This is a genomic window from Kocuria sp. U4B (assembly GCF_054875615.1).
Genome location: NZ_CM142180.1, coordinates 744,771 through 760,983, shown reverse-complemented (window position 1 = coordinate 760,983; position 16,213 = coordinate 744,771). Strand labels below are relative to the sequence as shown.

The window sequence follows — 16,213 nt, the reverse complement described above, 5'->3', positions numbered from 1 at the left end:
CGCGCCCACCGCGCCGGCACCCATCGGGCCGACGGGCGGCGGTGGGGGCGGGGCGGGGCAGAGGTCAGCGGAGGTCTCCCCCGTGCTGCCGGTCCTGGTGCCGGCCGTCCCGCTCCGGGTGCGGGGACCGGCGGCGGGGCCAGACGGGCTCCAGGGCGGCGTCCTCGGCGGCGGTGGCCACCCGGAAGGGCGGGTCGGCCGGGGTGGGGAGGGCGCGGCGGCCCGCACCGCGGGTGGCGGCCAGGCTGGCGAGGATGGAGACGGTGATGATCGTGGCGACCACCGCCAGGGAGATGCTGGTGGGGATGTAGAACACGTCGATCTTCAGCAGCATCTTGATCCCCACCCAGATCAGCACCAGGGCCAGCCCGATCTTGAGGTAGACGAACCGGTGGATCAGGTCCGCCAGCAGGAAGTACATCGCCCGCAGCCCCAGGATCGCGAAGGCGTTGGCGGTGAAGACCAGGAACACCTCCTCGGTGACGGCGAAGATCGCCGGGATGGAGTCCACGGCGAAGACCACGTCGGTGACCTCGATCAGCACCAGCACCGCCAGCAGCGGGGTGGCCAGCAGCACCCCGTCGCGGCGCACGAGCAGCCGCTGGCCGTGGTAGGCCTCGGTCATCGGCACGAACCGGCGGAAGCCGCGCAGCACCGTCGAGGCCTCGGGGTCCAGGTGCTCGTGGCGCTGACGGATCATCCGCCACCCGGTGTAGAGCAGGAACGCGGCGAAGACGTAGAGGATCCAGGAGAAGTGCTGGATCAGCACCGCCCCGGCGGCGATGAAGACCCCGCGCAGCACCAGCGCCCCGAGAACGCCCAGGAACAGCACCCGGTGCTGGAACGCCCGCGGCACGGCGAAGTGGCTGAAGACGATGGCCCACACGAACACGTTGTCCACGGCCAGGGACTTCTCGATCAGGTATCCGGAGAAGTACTGCTGCCCGTACTCCGCCCCCCACCGCAGCCACACCAGCACCCCGAAGCCGACCCCGAAGGCCACCCACACCGCCGACCACACGGCCGCCTCAGCCACCCCGATCACGTGGGCGCGGCGGTGGGCGAACAGGTCCACGGCCAGCATCACCACGATGAAGCCGACCACCGCGGCCCAGACCCACAACGGCACATCCATCACGAGAACCTCCCGATCGATCCGATCGGAGGTCTCTCCCGGCCCGCGGCGGGGCCCGCCCCGCCGGACCCCGCCCACGGGGTCGAAGTGACGGCGGAACGTCGGTGGGATACTCCCCTCCCTGTACCGAACAGTGAAGCGCAGTTCATGCTTTGCGTCAAGGGGTGCCGCGGGCGTCGTGGCCGGTGGCAGGGCCTCCACCGCGCTCGCCCGGCGTGCCCGGCGCCGCCGGGCCGGGCTCCCGGGCTCTTCACCGGCTGCACCACCGCCGGCGGTGTTCCCGGTGCTACGCTCCTCGTGAGTTGACCAGGCAGCTCGGCGATGACGACGGGCCCGTGGCAGGTGCCCGCCCCCACCGCTCTCCTCGAGCCCCGATGGTGGTGACGACCGTTCTCCAGCACCCGAACCCCGCGGGACCCTCTCCCGCGCTCTCGCCCACGGCCGGGCCCGAGGCCCCGCCCGCGGCGGGCCCCCTCCGCACCTTCGGGGTGGAGGAGGAGCTGCTCCTCGTGGACGCCGAGACCCTCGACCCGCTGGCCGTGAGCCGCCTCGTCGTGCGCCGCCACGCCGAGCGGGTGCGCGGGCGCGCTCCTGCCCCGCGGCACCAGGTCACCACGGAGCTGCAGCAGGAACAGCTCGAGGTGGCCGGGCCCCCGGTGACCCGGCTCGCCGACCAGATCACCGCCATCCGCCGGGGCCGTGCCCTCGCCGACGCCGCCGCCCGGGAGGTGGGCGCCCGCGTCGTCGCGCTCGCCTCCCCGGTCTCCCCGGCCCTGCCGCACCTGGTGCCCGAGCCCCGCTACCGCCGGATCCAGGAGCGGTTCGGGCTGATCGCCGCCGAGCAGCTCACCTGCGGGTTCCACGTCCACGTGGGCGTGGCGGGCCCCCACGAGGGCGTGGCCGTGCTGGACCGGATCCGGCTTTGGCTGCCCGTCGTGCTGGGGCTCAGCGCCAACTCCCCGTTCTGGTACGGCCGGGAGACCGGGTTCAGCAGCTTCCGCTACCAGGCGTGGCTGCGCTGGCCCACCGCCGGGCCCACGGAGCGCTTCGGCTCCGCGGAGGAGTACGAGCGGCGCTGCGCCGCCCTCCTGCGCTCCGGCGTGCCGCTGGACCGGGGCATGCTCTACTTCGACGCCCGGCTCTCCGCCCGCTTTCCCACCGTGGAGGTCCGCATCGCGGACGTGTGCCTCGACGCCGAGCACGCCGGGGTGCTGGCGGCCCTGGTCCGGGCCCTCGTCGAGACCGCGGCCCGGCAGTGGCGGGCCGGCCTGCCCGCGGCACCGGTCGGGGCCGCGCAGCTGAGCGCGTGGACGTGGCAGGCCAGCATGGCCGGACCCGACGGTCCGCTGGTCAGCCCCGCCTCCCAGGCTCCCGCCCCCGCCGGGGAGGTCGTCGCGGAACTGCTCGAGCACGTGCGCCCCGCCCTGGCGGCGAGCGGCGAGCAGCAGCACGTCGAGTCCGTGGTGGCGTCCGTCCTGCGGGACGGCAGCGGCGCCCGCCGCCAGCGGGAGGCCCGTGCCGCCCGGGGGGAGCCGCGCGACGTCGTGCACGCCGCCGTCGCGGCGACCCACCGCTGAGCGGTGCCCGGTGAGCCGGCCACGGTCGTGACAGCGGCCGCCGGCGCACCGCCCCCGATCCCACCCCCGATCCCGACCCTCCGTTCCCGACCCTCCGTTCCCGACCCCGAGGAGAACACCGTGCCCCGACCCCCGGCGAAGCACCCCGCTCTGGCGAGGCGGCGCCTCGCCGTCGGCGCCCGCACCGTCGACGTCCGCGGCACCTTCGACCGCGCCCGCCCGCCGGTCGTGCTCGTGCACGGCATCGGCGTGTCGGGGGAGTACTTCCTGCGCTTCGCCGACGTGCTCGCGGCCGACCACGACGTCTACGCGCTCGACCTGCCCGGCTACGGCACCACACCCCGGCCGGAGCGCCCGCTGGACGTCCAGGAGCTCGGCGAGATCACGGCCGGCACGATCGCCGCGCTGGGGCTGGACGCGCCCGTCGTCGTCGGCCACTCCATGGGCTGCCAGATCGTGGTGGACACCGTCAAGGACCACCCCGGACTGTGCGCGGGCTACGTGCTGATCGGGCCCACCGTGGACCCGGACGCGCGCACCGCCCTGGCCCAGGGCCGGCGGCTGCTGCAGGACACCCTGCGCGAGCCGCCGCCGACCAACGCCGTGATCTTCCGCAACTACCTCCGGATGGGACCGCTGCGCTACCTGCGCACCACGCGCCACATGCTGGCCGACCGGATCGAGGACGACATCCGCGGCTGCGCGGCGCCGGGGCTCGTGGCCCGCGGGGCCGACGACCCGATCGCCCCCCGGCCCTGGGCGCAGCGCCTGGCCCGCGCCGCGCCCGACGCCCGTTTCCTCGAGATCCCCGGCGGCGCCCACGCCGTCCAGCACACCCGACCCCAGGAGCTCGCCGCCGCATGCGCACCCTTCCTCGCCCTCCTCGCCGCCCGTCGCCCCGGGCCCCGCACGGACTTCCCGAGCGCCTCCCCGACCGGCTTCCCCGGCGCCTGACCGCAGGGGCCGCCGAGACCGGCAGCAACCTCGCCGCCTGGGCCAGGGACTACGCCTACGCCCTGCGCTGGCAGGCCTCCGGGCTCCTGCGCCGGCCGGACCCCCTCGGCTACCGCCGGGGCGCCCCGGACCGACCGGCCGTCGTGCTCATCCCCGGCATCTACGAGAGCTGGACGTTCCTGCTGCCCGTGGCCGAGCTGCTGCGCGGGCACGGCTACGGGGTGCACGTCGTCGAGGACCTGAAGTACAACACCGGGACCATCGAGGAGATGGCCCGGCTCGTGGACCGCCACATCCGGGACGAGGGCATCGAGCGCTGCGTGCTCGTGGCCCACAGCAAGGGCGGGCTGATCGGCAAGCGGCTGCTGTCCCACCACAACGACGCGACCGCGATCCAGGGCCTCGTGGCGATCAACACCCCCTTCACCGGGTCCAAGCTCGCCTACCTGCTGCCCCTCCCGGCGATCCGCGTGTTCCTGCCGCACTCCCCGGAGCTCACCGAGCTCACGTCCAGCCGGCACGTGGACCAGCACATCGTGTCCATCTACGGCCGGTTCGATCCGCACATCCCCGGCGGCAGCAGGCTGGAGGGGGCGCGCAACGTGCAGCTGGAGACCCGCGGGCACTTCCTGCCGCTCAGCGACCCGCGCGTGCACGAGGCCGTCGTGGACGGCGTGCGGACGCTCTCGCGCTGAGCCCTCCGGGCGCTCCGGCGCCGGGACGGGCCCGTCCGACGTCCGAGGCGCCTGCTACTCTCGCGCCACCGTCCGTGCCTGCGCCGGAGGCCGGGAAGCCGGGGCGGCGGACGACGTCGGAGGGATCGGTGGGACCGTGGGCGTGCTGGGGCTGTCGCCGTTCCAGGCGTGGGAGCTGGTGGTCTGGGTGCTCCTGATCGCCGTCGTGGGGTGGGGCGCGGCCCGGGCCCTCGTGTGGTTCGTGCTGCGCTACGGGCAGGACACCCGGTGGGGGCGCAGGACGCGGACGCGGCTGGGCCTGCGCAGGGCGCGCGACGACCTGCTGGACCGCCATGCCCGCGGGGAGATCACCGAGGAGGAGTACCGGGAGCGGCTGCGGATCCTCGAGCAGGAGGGCCGGGCCGGTCAGTGAGCACGGGCAGCGCCGCGGCGGGGGCTGACGTGCGCCCAGCAGGCTGACAGACTGGGGGCGTTCGTGCCCCGCCCCGCCGGCGGGGCGAGACCGCCCGCGCAGAGGAGACAGCCATGTCCGACAACCCCAACCCGATCGAGCTGCAGAAGCACCTCGGCGGCCTGGACTACCCGGTCAGCAAGGAGGACGTCGTGCGGAAGGCCGAGGACTCCGGGGCCGGCGACACCGTGCTCGAGGCGCTGCGCAACCTCCCGGACAAGACCTTCGAGAAGCCCACGGACGTCACTGAGGCCGTCTTCAACCAGTAGGTCAGGACCCGTCCCCGGGGTCCCGTGCCGCGGACGCCCGCGGCGCGGGGCCCCGCCGCGCCCCGGGGCGGCGCGGGAGGAGGCCCGGGGTGCGACGTCATCGTCGACGCTTCGGCGCCCGGGTCTTCACCCGGGGCGACCACCGGGCTACTGTCGGCGACGTGACCGCCGGAGCGCACCCGCGGGCCGCCGATCGCACCCCCCACCGCAGGGCCGGTGCCCGGGAACCGTCCCGGCGCCGCACGGACGAAGGAGCGGGACCATGACCCACGTGACAGCGATGCTCGAGGCCTACCCGAAGGACCTGGGCGGGGTGGACCGGGGCAAGCTGGCGGCCTGCATCGCCGCCTGCTTCGAGTGCGCCCAGACCTGCACCGCGTGCGCGGACGCGTGCCTGTCCGAGGACATGGTCGCCCAGCTCACCAAGTGCATCCGCACCAACCTGGACTGCGCGGATCTGTGCGGGGCGACCGGGCGGGTGCTGTCGAGGCACACCGGCTACGACGCGAACATCACGCTCTCGGCGGTGCAGGCGTGCTGGATGGCGTGCAAGGCCTGCGCCGACGAGTGCGAGAGGCACGCGTCCATGCACGAGCACTGCCGGATCTGCGCCGAGGCCTGCCGGCGCTGCGAGGCCGCGTGTGCGGAGCTGGTCGACGCGCTGGGCTGAGCCCGGCGCCTCGCCACGGGCGGATCCCACGGCGCGCCTGTGCGCGCCGTGGGATCTCCTCGTTCCGGCCCGGCCCCCGGCGCCCGGGGAATAGTCCACCGGGAGGCCCCGTTGCCCGGGCATGAGAGCACTGGCCTACGCACGCTACGGCGACCCCGACGTCCTCGAGCTCACCGAGCTGCCCCTGCCCAAGGTCCCGCCCGGATGGGTGCTGGTGAAGGTGCGCAGCGCCGCCGTCAACCCCGTCGACTGGAAGATCATGTCCGGGGGCTTGGACGCCCTCATGGAGGTCCAGTTCCCCGTGGTGCCCGGCTGGGACGTCGCCGGGGTCGTGGAGTCCGTCGGCATCGACGTGCCCGAGTGGTCCCCGGGCGACGAGGTCGTCGCCTACGCCCGCACCGACTGGGTGCACGGCGGCACCATGGCCGAGTACGTGGCCCTGCCCTCGCGCCTGCTCGCGCCGAAGCCCGCGTCCTCGGACTGGGACCGGGCCGCCGCCCTGCCGCTGGCCGGGCTCAGCGCGTACCAGGTCCTCGGCCGCCTGGGAGTCGCCGCCGACGAGACCGTGCTGATCCACAACGCCTCCGGCGGCGTGGGCGGCTTCGCGGTCCAGCTCGCGCTCGCCCGCGGCGCCCGGGTGATCGGCACGGCCTCGGAGGCCAACCACGACTACCTGCGCGGGCTCGGCGCCGAGCCGGTCGCCTACGGGGACGGCCTGCCGGAGCGCGTCCGCGCGCTCGCGCCCGGCGGGGTGGACGTCGTCGTCGACCTCGTGGGCGGGGTCGTGGAGCAGACCCTGGCGGTGCTCGCGGGGGGCGGCCGGCACGCCTCCATCGCCGACGACGCCGTCGAGGCCCACGGCGGCACCTGGATGTGGGTGCGCCCCTCCGCCGAGGACCTCACGCAGCTGAGCCGCCTGGTCGACGGCGGCGCGGTGCAGGTCGAGCTCGCCCGGACGGTCCCGCTGGACGAGGCCGCGGAGGCGTACCGGCTCAGTGCGCAGGGCCACGTCCGCGGCAAGATCGCCGTCCGGATGCCCTGAGCCCCGCCGGGCCCCGCCCCTCCGGGCCCGGTGCGTGCACCCATGCCCCCCGCGAGCGCGGGGGCATGGGTGCACAGCAGGCTTACTGGCACAATGAGGCTGTGACCGACCAGACGGAGATCCTCAGAGCGCTCGAGGACGCGCGGGCCCTGCTCGCGGCGTCGAGCCTGCCGCTGTCCACGAGCACCGTCCTGCGGGAGCGGGAGGACGTCCAGCGGGCGGTGGCCCAGCTCGACGACTACGTCCTGCCCCGGGTGCGCTCCCTCGACGCCCCGCTGCTCGCGGTGGTGGGCGGCTCCACCGGCGCGGGCAAGTCCACGCTGGTCAACGCGATCGTGGGCCACCCCGTGACCCGGTCGGGGGCGATCCGCCCCACCACCCGCCAGCCCATCCTCATCCACCACCCGCGCGACGCCGAGGCGTTCTCGACCCAGCGGGTGCTGCCGCACCTGAGCCGGATCCACGCGCGGAAGGTCACCCCCGCCGGCTCGGGCGCCGCGGACACGTCCTCGCCCCGGTCCCTGCCCGGCACGGCGGACGGGCAGGCGCTCGTGCTGCTCGCCGAGCCGCGCATCCCGGAGGGCGTCGCCCTGCTCGACGCCCCGGACGTGGACTCGATCTCCGACGAGAACCGCCGCCTCGCCGGCCAGCTGCTGGCCGCCGCCGACCTGTGGCTGTTCGTCACCACCGCCAACCGCTACGCCGACGCCGTCCCGTGGCGTCTGCTCGTGGAGGCCGCCCAGCGCGACATCACCGTGGCCGTGGTCCTCGACCGGGTCCCGCCGGGGCTCGAGGCCGAGATCCAGGAGGACCTGGGGCGGATGCTCGCCGAGCAGGGCCTGGCCGACGCCCCCGTCTTCGTGGTCCCGGAGTCGCCGCTCAACGAGACCGGGATGCTGCCCCCGCCCGTCGTCGCCCCCGTGGTCGACTACCTCGCCGCGCTGGGCCGCGACGCCGCGGCGCGCTCCGAGATCGCCCGCCGCACCCTCGGCGGTGCCGTGCGCTCGATCGCCGACCGCACCGACGCGGCCGGTGACGCCGTGCTCGCCCAGCAGCGCGTCGAGGCGCAGCTGCGCGCGGACGTCGAGCGGGCGTTCGAGGAGGCGCTGGCCTCCGTCGTCGACTCGACCCGGGACGGCACGCTGCTGCGCGGGGAGGTGCTCGCCCGCTGGCAGGACTTCGTGGGCACCGGCGAGTTCTTCCGCAACCTCGAGGCCGGGGTCGGGCGGATGCGCGACCGGCTGACGGCGTTCTTCACCGGCCGGCCCGCCCCGGAGGTCCAGGTCGAGGAGGCCATCGAGACCGGCCTGCAGACCGTGATCGTCGAGGAGGCTGCCCGCGCGGCCGAGACCGCCGAGCGGCGCTGGCAGGCCGAGACCGCCGGGCGCGTGCTGCTCGGCGACAGCGACCTCGGCTCCCTCCCCACCGACTTCCCCGAGCGCACCGCCGAGCAGATCCGCGCGTGGCAGAGCGACCTCATGGCGCTCATCCAGCGCGAGGGCGCGGGCAAGCGGACCCAGGCCCGGGCGATGTCCCTGGGCGTCAACGCCCTGACCGTGATCCTCATGATCGGGGTGTTCTCCATGACGGGCGGGCTCACCGGGCTGGAGGTCGGCATCGCCGGCGGCTCCGGCGTGGTCGGGACCAAGCTCCTGGAGGCCGTCTTCGGCGAGGACGCCGTGCGGCGCATGGCCGAGGAGGCCCGGCGCAACCTCGAGGTGCGCATCCACGAGCTCATGGACGAGCAGGCGGACGTGTTCCTGCGCCGCCTCGACGTCCTGGAGGGCCACCCGCAGGCCCACGAGCTCAAGGCCGCCGCCGAGCGGGTGCGCGCCGCCGGGCGCGGCGTGGGGGACGGCACCACCGGGAACCCGGGCGGGGACCCGGGCGGCAGCTCCGCCGTCGACGGCACGGGGGAGCGCCGGTGAGCCCGGCGAAGCAGGCCGCCCCGACCCTGTCCGAGCGGCTCACGGCGCTGGCGCGCGCCACCGACCTCGCCGAGGGCCGTCTCGACGACGACGCCGTGGCCACCGCGCGCACCGTGCTCGACCGTGCCGCCGAGCGCCGCTCCCTGTCCGCCGACCACACGGTGGTCGGTTTCTTCGGGGCCACGGGCTCCGGGAAGTCCACCCTGTTCAACGCCGTCGTGGGCCGGGAGATCGCCCGTACCGCCGCCCGCCGCCCCACCACTTCCCAGCCCCTCGCGGCGGTGTGGGGCGAGGCCGGCAGCGAGCCCCTCCTGGACTGGCTCGACGTCGCCCAGCGCCACCACGTCGACACGCCCCTGCCCACCGGGCAGGAGGACGCGGGCCGCTGGAGCCGCGTCAAGGGGCGGTTCACCGGCGCGCCCGCCCCCGAGGCCCCCGGCGGGCTGATCCTGCTCGACCTGCCCGACTTCGACTCCGTGAGCCTGCACCACCGCACCATCGTGCAGCGCCTCGTCGGGATGGTCGACGTCGTGGTGTGGGTCGTGGACCCGCAGAAGTACGCGGACGCGATCATCCACCAGGAGTTCATCGCGCCCCTGGCCCGGCACGGCGCCGTGACCATGGTCGTGATGAACCAGGTGGACCGGCTCCCGCCCGCCGAGGTCCCCGCGGTGATGCGCTCCCTCGAGGAGCTCGTGGCCGAGGACGGGCTGCCGACCACCGGGCTGTCGAAGCCCGTGGCCGTCTCCGCGCTCACGGGGGAGGGCGTCGAGGCCCTGCGCGCCCGGATCCGGCAGGTCGCCGACTCCCGGGCCGCGGCCGGGGCCCGCCTCGACGCCGACGTCACCGACGCGGCCGAGCTCCTCGCGCAGGCCTCCGGCGGCGGCGAGCCGGCCGGGATCACCCCGCAGGCCGAGGAGCGGCTCGCCGACGGGCTCGCGCAGGCGGCCAACGTGTCCGGCATCGCCCGGGCCGCCGGGAAGTCCTACACCCTGCACGCCACCGGGCACACCGGGTGGATCGCCACCCGCTGGCTGCAGAAGTTCCGCAAGGACCCGCTGCGCCGGCTCAACCTCGACCGCGGCGACAGCGTCAACCCCGAGGTCAACCGCACCTCCCTGCCGCCCCTGGGCGCCGCCCAGCGGGCCGCCGCGGACTCGGCCGTGCGCACGTTCGCGCACGACGCGGCCTCCGGCGCGGCCGAGCCCTGGACCCGTTCCCTCCGCCAGGCCGCCCGCACCCACGAGGCGCGGCTGCCCGACGCGATCGACCAGGCCATCGCCCGCACCGACTTCCGGGCCCGCCGCACGTCCTGGTGGTGGATCGTCTTCGACGTGCTGCAGTGGCTCGCGATGCTCGCCGTGGTGGCCGGCCTCGTGTGGCTGCTCGGACTGTTCCTACTCGAGTACTTCCAGATCCCGGTGCCCCCGCCGCCCTACGTCGAGGGCTTCCCGCTGCCGGTGCCCACGCTGCTCGTGCTGGCCGGGGTGGTCCTCGGGCTGTTCCTGGCCCTGACCGGGCGGATCCTCGCCGGCTTCGGCGCCCGGATGCGGGAGCGCTCCGTGCGCCGGAAGCTGCGCGCGTCGGTCGCCGAGGCGGGACAGCGCACCGTCGTCGAGCCCGTGCGGGCGGAGCTCGAGGCCTTCGCCGCCTTCCGGGCGGCGCTGGCGGCGCTGCGGCGCTGAGGCCCCTAGTCCGGGCGCTGCTCCCAGCGGCGGGCGGCGACCGGGTCCAGGGCGACGATCCATCCGCCCGCGACGCCGACGGCGAGCAGTACGGTGGCGAAGCCGATCGCGGGCGCGCCGTCCCACGCCAGGGCGTCGCCGTACCTCACCAGGGCGATCGCCTGCAGGAGCGCGAAGACGAGGGCGCTTAGCCCGAGGGGGCGGACGGTGCGGGCGTCCCCCCTCCACCGGGCATACGCCGCCGCCCACCCCAGGCCGACCAGCCAGGCCCCGAGCGCCCTCGCCGTGAGCGGGGTCAGCGGCCAGGGCCACAGCGTCGCGGCCTGCGCGGGCAGTGCCAGGAGCGCGGCGCCGACCGTCAGCTGCGCAGCGGCGATGCCCCCCAGGAGGAGCCGCAGCCCGGGCGGCAGAGGCGCTCGGGCCACCGCCGCGCAGTCCGCGGCCGGCTGCCGGGACCGGGTCTGGCGCCGGCTGACGACGAGCATCGCCACGGGCACCCCGGCGTAGATGGCCAGCCACGCCCAGGCGGCGACCCGGGCCAGCGGCGGGTGGTCCGGCGACAGGTGGAAGCGCTCGAGGTGGAGCAGGGTCACCGCGAGGGTCAGTGCCGTGAAGACGAACACCGGCCAGACCGCCAGCCTCGCCCGGTCCCAGCTGGCGGAGCGGGCGCCCGCCACCTCGAGGACCGCGCTCGACCAGTACGCCGCGCCGAGGAAGACGGCGGTCATGGGCGGCTCGATGGTCCAGGCGCACCAGTCCGCGGTCCGCAGCGGGAACACGAAGAGCACCAGCCCCGCGAGGAACACCAGGAACGCGGCGACGTAGAGCAGCCTCCGCACCGACGGGACCACCGCGGCGGCCTCAGCCGAGGGGCGCATCGCCGACCGGCTCCTCGGGGACGGCCGCCCGGACCGCGGGCGGCGGGTGCTCGGCGAGGTAGCCGTGCAGGAGCGAGACCACGGTCGCGCCGTCCCCGACAGCGGTCGCCACCCGCTTGATCGAGCCGGCCCGGACGTCGCCGATCGCGAAGACTCCCGGCATGCTGGTCTCCAGCGGCAGCGGGGCCCTGGCCGGTCCGGCGTCCCTGGTGTCCCAGGTGCCGCCCGTGCGCAGGAACCCGGAGCGGTCGCGCAGCACCGTGGCGGGCAGCCACGACGTCCGCGGCGCCGAACCGATCAGCACGAACAGGCCGGCCGCCTCGATCTCCTCGGTGGAGGCTCCGCCGGGGCCCCCGGTGGCGGCGACCTCGACGGCGGCGAGGGACCCGTCCAGCTCTCGGGCCCCCACGACCACGGTTCCGTAGCGGATCGTCACGTTCCCGGTCGCCTCGAGCTGGGCGATGAGGTAGTCGGACATGGTCGCGGCCAGGGAGGGGCCCCGCACCAGCAGCGTCACGTGCTCCGCGTACCGCGCGACGTGCAGGGCGGCCTGCCCGGCCGAGTTGCCGCCGCCCACGACGCAGGCAGGCTGCCCGGCCAGCGACGGCGCCTCGGAAACGGCGGCGCCGTAGAAGACGCCCCTGCCGACCAGCTCCTCCAGCCGGGGCACGCCGAGGCGGCGGTAGTCCACGCCCGTGGCCACCACGACCGTGCGGCCCCGCACGACCCCGCCGTCGGACGTCGTCACCGTGCGCACGGCCCCGTCGGCCCCGAGGCCCTCCACCTGGCGCATGAACAGGAAGTCGGTGCCGAAGACCCAGGCCTGCTGGAAGGACCGGTAGGCCAGGTGGGCCCCGCTCACGCCGCGGGAGAAGCCCGGGTAGTTGCGGATCAGCGAACTGGTGCCGGCCTGGCCCCCCACGGCCTGCTGCTCCACGACCATCGTGGAGAGCCCCTCGGACGAGGCGTACACCGCCGCGGCGAGTCCGGCGGGGCCGGCGCCGACGACGACGACGTCGAAGACCTTGTCCGTCGGCGGGGGCCGGTTCAGCCCGAACGCGTCGGCGATCTCCAGGTTGCTGGGGTTCACGAGGACGGTCGGCGGGGAGGTGAACTCCAGCACCAGGACCGGCAGCTCGGGCTCGTGCAGGCCCAGGCCCGCCAGCATCCGCTGCGTCGCCGCGGACCCGACCGGGTGGAAGCCCACGGGGATGTGGTTGCGACCGAGGATGTCGCGCAGCGAGTGGGTCCGTCCGTCGCGCTGCTCCCCGATCAGCCGGACCGCCTCGAACCCTCCGCCCTGGGCGAGGTGCCAGTCGTCGAGGGCGTCGGTGATCGCGCCGTGGAACTCCTCGTCGCGGGGGCCCTCGGGGCGCAGGACGAGCAGGTCGGCGTGGCCCCGGGCGACGGCCCCGAGCACGGCGGGGGCGCTGGCGAAGTCGCCCCAGGTCACCGCGACGGCCCGTTTGGCGGCCGGGTGGTCGACGTAGGCGCGCCGCAGGAAGTCCAGCCCGTCGCGGTCGGCAGGACCGTAGCACCCGACGATGAGGGCCACCGCGCGATGCCAGCGGCGGAGCCCCTCGAGCACCGCCCGGGCATGGGCGTGGTCGCCGCAGACCACGACCTCGTAGTCGGCGCCGTAGCGCCGGCGCAGCTCGTCTCCCAGGATTGCCCGGGAGACCGGGTCCTTGGTCGCGAGCAGCATGACCGGAGCCGAGTCATCCATGGCCGCCACCTCCGGGCGGGTTCCTGGCCGGATGGCGTTCACGCTACTCGCGCGGGAATCCGGGGCGCAAGAGGAGCTCTGCGGGCCCCGGCGCTCGCAGGCACGGTCCCGGCGCTACTGCGCGGCGGCCCGCACCGCCTCCGTGAGCTGGCGGGCCGCCTGCACCACGACCTCGGCGTGCAGGCGCCCGGGCTGGCGGGTGAGCCGCTCGATCGGCCCGGAGATGGACACGGCGGCGATCACGCGCCCCGACGGCCCCCGCACCGGCGCCGACACCGACGCGATCCCCGGCTCGCGCTCGCCCAGCGACTGGGCCCAGCCGCGGCGGCGGACCCCCGCCAGGACCGTGGCGGAGAAGCGCGCGTGCCGCAGCCCCTCGAGCAGGCGGTCGTGGTCCTCCCACGCCACGAGGACCTGGGCGGCGGAGCCCGCCTTCATCGACAGCTGCGTGCCCACGGGGATCGTGTCCCGCAGGCCGATGGGCCGCTCGGCCGAGGCGACGCACACACGCCAGTCGCCCTGCCGGCGGAAGATCTGCGCGGACTCCCCGGTGGCGTCGCGCAGCTGGACCAGCACGGGCCCGGCGGCGGCGATGAGCCGGTCCTCGCCCGCGGCGGAGGCCAGCTCCACGAGCCGCGTGCCCAGCACGAACCGGCCCTGGATGTCGCGGCCCACGAAGCGGTGGTGGGCGAGGGCCACGGCCAGGCGGTGGACCGTCGGGCGGGCCAGGCCCGTGGCGGTCACCAGCTGGGCCAGCGTGGCAGGGCCCGCCTCGAGGGCGTCGAGGATCATCGACGCCTTGTCGACCACGCCCACACCGCTGGGCGAGGAGCCGGCCGGCAGGTCGAGGCCCTCGCCGCTGCCCACCCCGCCCAGGGGACTGCCCAGGGGCGCGCCGGACGGGTCCATGTGTCCAGATGTGTCCATGTGCTGATACTGGCGTCTCAGCATGTGAGAAGCAAGCCGAAAAGCTGGTCTGCGGGCGACGTCGGCACGGACCATGGGAGCACCACGTTCCTCAGGCGGCGCGCCCATCCGGCGCGGCCCCAGGCAGCACGGAAGGATCCGCCATGCCGGACACCCAGTCCACGACCCCCTCCCCGATCTCCGCGACGTCCGCGCCCTCCGCCGCCCCGGCGCCCGGACGCACCCTCGCCGAGAAGGTCTGGGCGGACCACCTCGTGCGCAAGGGTGAGGACGGGCAGCCGGACCTCCTCTACATCGACCTCCACCTGCTGCACGAGGTGACCTCCCCGCAGGCCTTCGAGGGGCTGCGGCTGGCCGGCCGGGGGCTGCGGCGCACGGACCTGACCATCGCCACCGAGGACCACAACACCCCCACGCAGGACATCTTCTCCCGCATCGCCGACGACACCTCCCGCAAGCAGATCGAGACCCTGCGCGCCAACTGCGCGGAGTTCGGCGTGCGCCTGCACTCGCTGGGCGACGCCGAGCAGGGCATCGTGCACGTGGTGGGCCCGCAGCTGGGCCTGACCCAGCCCGGGATGACCGTGGTGTGCGGCGACTCCCACACCTCCACCCACGGCGCGTTCGGCGCCCTGGCCTTCGGCATCGGCACCTCCGAGGTCGAGCACGTCATGGCCACCCAGACCCTGCCGCTCGCGCCGTTCCGCACCATGGCCGTCAACGTCGAGGGCACGCTGCGCCCCGGGGTCTCGGCGAAGGACGTCATCCTGGCCGTGATCGCGAAGATCGGCACCGGCGGCGGGCAGGGCTACGTCCTGGAGTACCGCGGCTCCGCGATCCGGTCCCTGTCGATGGAGGCGCGGATGACCATCTGCAACATGTCCATCGAGGCCGGGGCCCGGGCCGGGATGATCGCCCCCGACGAGACGACGTTCGACTACGTCAAGGGCCGCCCGCACGCCCCCGAGGGCGCCGACTGGGACGCGGCCGTCGAGTACTGGCGCACCCTGCGCAGCGACGACGACGCCGTCTTCGACGCCGAGGTGTTCCTCGACGCCGACGAGCTCGAGCCGTTCGTCACGTGGGGCACCAACCCGGGCCAGGGCGTGCCGCTGTCCCAGGCGGTGCCGGACCCCGAGCAGCTCGGCGACGAGAACGACAAGGCCAACGCCCTGCGGGCCCTGGAGTACATGGGCCTGACCGCGGGCACGCCCATGAAGGAGATCCCGGTGGACACCGTCTTCCTGGGCTCCTGCACCAACTCCCGGATCGAGGACCTGCGCGCCGCGGCCGAGATCGTCAAGGGCCGCACGAAGGCGCAGAACGTCCGCATGATGGTGGTCCCCGGCTCCGCGAAGGTGCGCCTGCAGGCCGAGGCCGAGGGCCTGGACAAGGTCTTCACCGCGTTCGGCGCCGACTGGCGCTTCGCCGGGTGCTCGATGTGCCTGGGCATGAACCCCGACCAGCTCGCCCCCGGGGAGCGGTGCGCCTCGACGTCGAACCGCAACTTCGAGGGCCGCCAGGGCAAGGGCGGGCGCACGCACCTCGTCTCGCCGGTCGTGGCCGCCGCGACCGCCGTGCGCGGCACGCTGTCCTCCCCGTCCGACCTGGCCTCCGCCTGACCGGCGCCCCACCCGAAGGAGACCTCCCATGGAGAAGTTCACCACCCACCGGGGCGTCGGCGTCCCGCTGAAGCAGTCCAACGTGGACACCGACCAGATCATCCCCGCCGTCTACCTCAAGCGGATCACCAAGACCGGCTTCGACGACGCCCTCTTCGCGGCCTGGCGCAAGAACGAGGACTTCGTGCTCAACCGGGAGCCGTACCGCCACGGCTCCGTGCTGGTGGCCGGGCCCGACTTCGGCACCGGCTCCTCGCGCGAGCACGCGGTGTGGGCGCTGCGCGACTACGGGTTCAAGGTCGTGATCTCCTCGCGCTTCGCCGACATCTTCCGCGGCAACTCCGGCAAGCAGGGCCTGCTGGCCGCGCAGGTGGACCAGGCCGACGTCGAGCTGCTGTGGAAGCTGATCGAGGAGCACCCCGGCACCGAGATCGAGGTGGACCTCGAGTCCCGCACCGTGACGTGCGACACGGTGACCGTGCCGTTCTCCATCGACGACTACACGCGCTGGCGCCTGACGGAGGGCCTCGACGACATCGGGCTGACCCTCCAGCACGAGGACGAGATCACCGCGTTCGAGGCGGCCCGCCCCGCGTTCAAGCCCACCACGCTGCCCGCGCGCACCTGAGCCCCACGGCGGAGCCCCGGCCCGGC

15 protein-coding genes are annotated in these 16,213 nt (G+C 75.0%); 11 read left to right on the top strand and 4 right to left on the bottom strand.

Features of this window, described 5'->3' with window-relative positions; translation table 11 throughout:
* Window positions 1-64: 64 nt before the first annotated feature.
* Window positions 65-1,135: a TerC family protein gene (locus tag ACYSMR_RS03555; protein ID WP_461747398.1), complete on the bottom strand. Its 1,071-nt coding sequence runs from the start codon at window positions 1,133-1,135 to the stop codon at window positions 65-67.
* A 380-nt stretch (window positions 1,136-1,515) separates the two neighbouring features.
* On the opposite strand from ACYSMR_RS03555, the gene ACYSMR_RS03550 reads away from it, so the two are divergent.
* From ACYSMR_RS03550 to ACYSMR_RS03510, 9 genes are all read left to right on the top strand, one after another.
* Window positions 1,516-2,712, top strand: a complete 1,197-nt coding sequence (locus ACYSMR_RS03550) for a glutamate--cysteine ligase (RefSeq protein WP_461747397.1) — start codon at window positions 1,516-1,518, stop codon at window positions 2,710-2,712.
* 120 nt (window positions 2,713-2,832) lie between these two features.
* On the top strand, window positions 2,833-3,666 hold the full coding sequence (locus ACYSMR_RS03545) for an alpha/beta fold hydrolase (RefSeq protein ID WP_461747396.1): 834 nt from the start codon (window positions 2,833-2,835) through the stop codon (window positions 3,664-3,666).
* Window positions 3,573-4,361: an alpha/beta hydrolase gene (locus tag ACYSMR_RS03540; RefSeq protein WP_309125056.1), complete on the top strand. Its 789-nt coding sequence runs from the start codon at window positions 3,573-3,575 to the stop codon at window positions 4,359-4,361. The genes ACYSMR_RS03545 and ACYSMR_RS03540 overlap by 94 nt, the downstream gene beginning before the upstream one ends.
* 142 nt (window positions 4,362-4,503) lie before the next feature.
* Window positions 4,504-4,773 carry an SHOCT domain-containing protein gene (locus tag ACYSMR_RS03535; protein ID WP_309125057.1) on the top strand — a complete coding sequence of 90 codons (270 nt, stop codon included), beginning with the start codon at window positions 4,504-4,506 and terminating at the stop codon, window positions 4,771-4,773.
* 113 nt (window positions 4,774-4,886) lie between these two features.
* On the top strand, window positions 4,887-5,081 hold the full coding sequence (locus ACYSMR_RS03530; RefSeq protein ID WP_251331921.1) for a DUF2795 domain-containing protein: 195 nt from the start codon (window positions 4,887-4,889) through the stop codon (window positions 5,079-5,081).
* 262 nt (window positions 5,082-5,343) lie between these two features.
* Window positions 5,344-5,751: a four-helix bundle copper-binding protein gene (locus ACYSMR_RS03525; protein ID WP_309125058.1), complete on the top strand. Its 408-nt coding sequence runs from the start codon at window positions 5,344-5,346 to the stop codon at window positions 5,749-5,751.
* A 121-nt stretch (window positions 5,752-5,872) separates the two neighbouring features.
* On the top strand, window positions 5,873-6,793 hold the full coding sequence (locus ACYSMR_RS03520) for an NADP-dependent oxidoreductase (RefSeq protein ID WP_251331919.1): 921 nt from the start codon (window positions 5,873-5,875) through the stop codon (window positions 6,791-6,793).
* A gap of 65 nt (window positions 6,794-6,858) precedes the next feature.
* Window positions 6,859-8,721 (top strand): dynamin family protein, encoded by a 1,863-nt coding sequence (locus ACYSMR_RS03515; RefSeq protein ID WP_309125059.1) that lies wholly within the window; start codon window positions 6,859-6,861, stop codon window positions 8,719-8,721.
* Window positions 8,718-10,406: a GTPase gene (locus tag ACYSMR_RS03510; RefSeq protein ID WP_461747395.1), complete on the top strand. Its 1,689-nt coding sequence runs from the start codon at window positions 8,718-8,720 to the stop codon at window positions 10,404-10,406. Before ACYSMR_RS03515 ends, ACYSMR_RS03510 begins: the two co-directional genes overlap by 4 nt.
* Window positions 10,407-10,411: 5 nt before the next feature.
* Here the strand turns inward: ACYSMR_RS03510 and ACYSMR_RS03505 are convergent, their stop codons facing one another.
* From ACYSMR_RS03505 to ACYSMR_RS03495, 3 genes are all read right to left on the bottom strand, one after another.
* Entirely contained in the window at window positions 10,412-11,284 is an 873-nt protein-coding gene (locus ACYSMR_RS03505) for a hypothetical protein (RefSeq protein WP_461747394.1), read from the bottom strand.
* On the bottom strand, window positions 11,268-13,010 hold the full coding sequence (locus ACYSMR_RS03500) for an NAD(P)/FAD-dependent oxidoreductase (RefSeq protein ID WP_461747393.1): 1,743 nt from the start codon (window positions 13,008-13,010) through the stop codon (window positions 11,268-11,270). The genes ACYSMR_RS03505 and ACYSMR_RS03500 overlap by 17 nt, the downstream gene beginning before the upstream one ends.
* A 114-nt stretch (window positions 13,011-13,124) precedes the next feature.
* Complete coding sequence (locus tag ACYSMR_RS03495) at window positions 13,125-13,937, bottom strand: IclR family transcriptional regulator (protein WP_285859311.1); 813 nt, start codon at window positions 13,935-13,937, stop codon at window positions 13,125-13,127.
* Between the two features lie 143 nt (window positions 13,938-14,080).
* On the opposite strand from ACYSMR_RS03495, the gene leuC reads away from it, so the two are divergent.
* Together leuC and leuD are read left to right on the top strand one after the other, a co-directional pair.
* The gene (leuC, locus tag ACYSMR_RS03490; protein WP_251331914.1) at window positions 14,081-15,559 is read left to right on the top strand and encodes a 3-isopropylmalate dehydratase large subunit; all 1,479 of its coding nucleotides are present in this window, start codon (window positions 14,081-14,083) and stop codon (window positions 15,557-15,559) included.
* Between the two features lie 28 nt (window positions 15,560-15,587).
* Complete coding sequence (gene leuD, locus ACYSMR_RS03485) at window positions 15,588-16,187, top strand: 3-isopropylmalate dehydratase small subunit (protein ID WP_251331913.1); 600 nt, start codon at window positions 15,588-15,590, stop codon at window positions 16,185-16,187.
* Window positions 16,188-16,213: the final 26 nt, after the last annotated feature.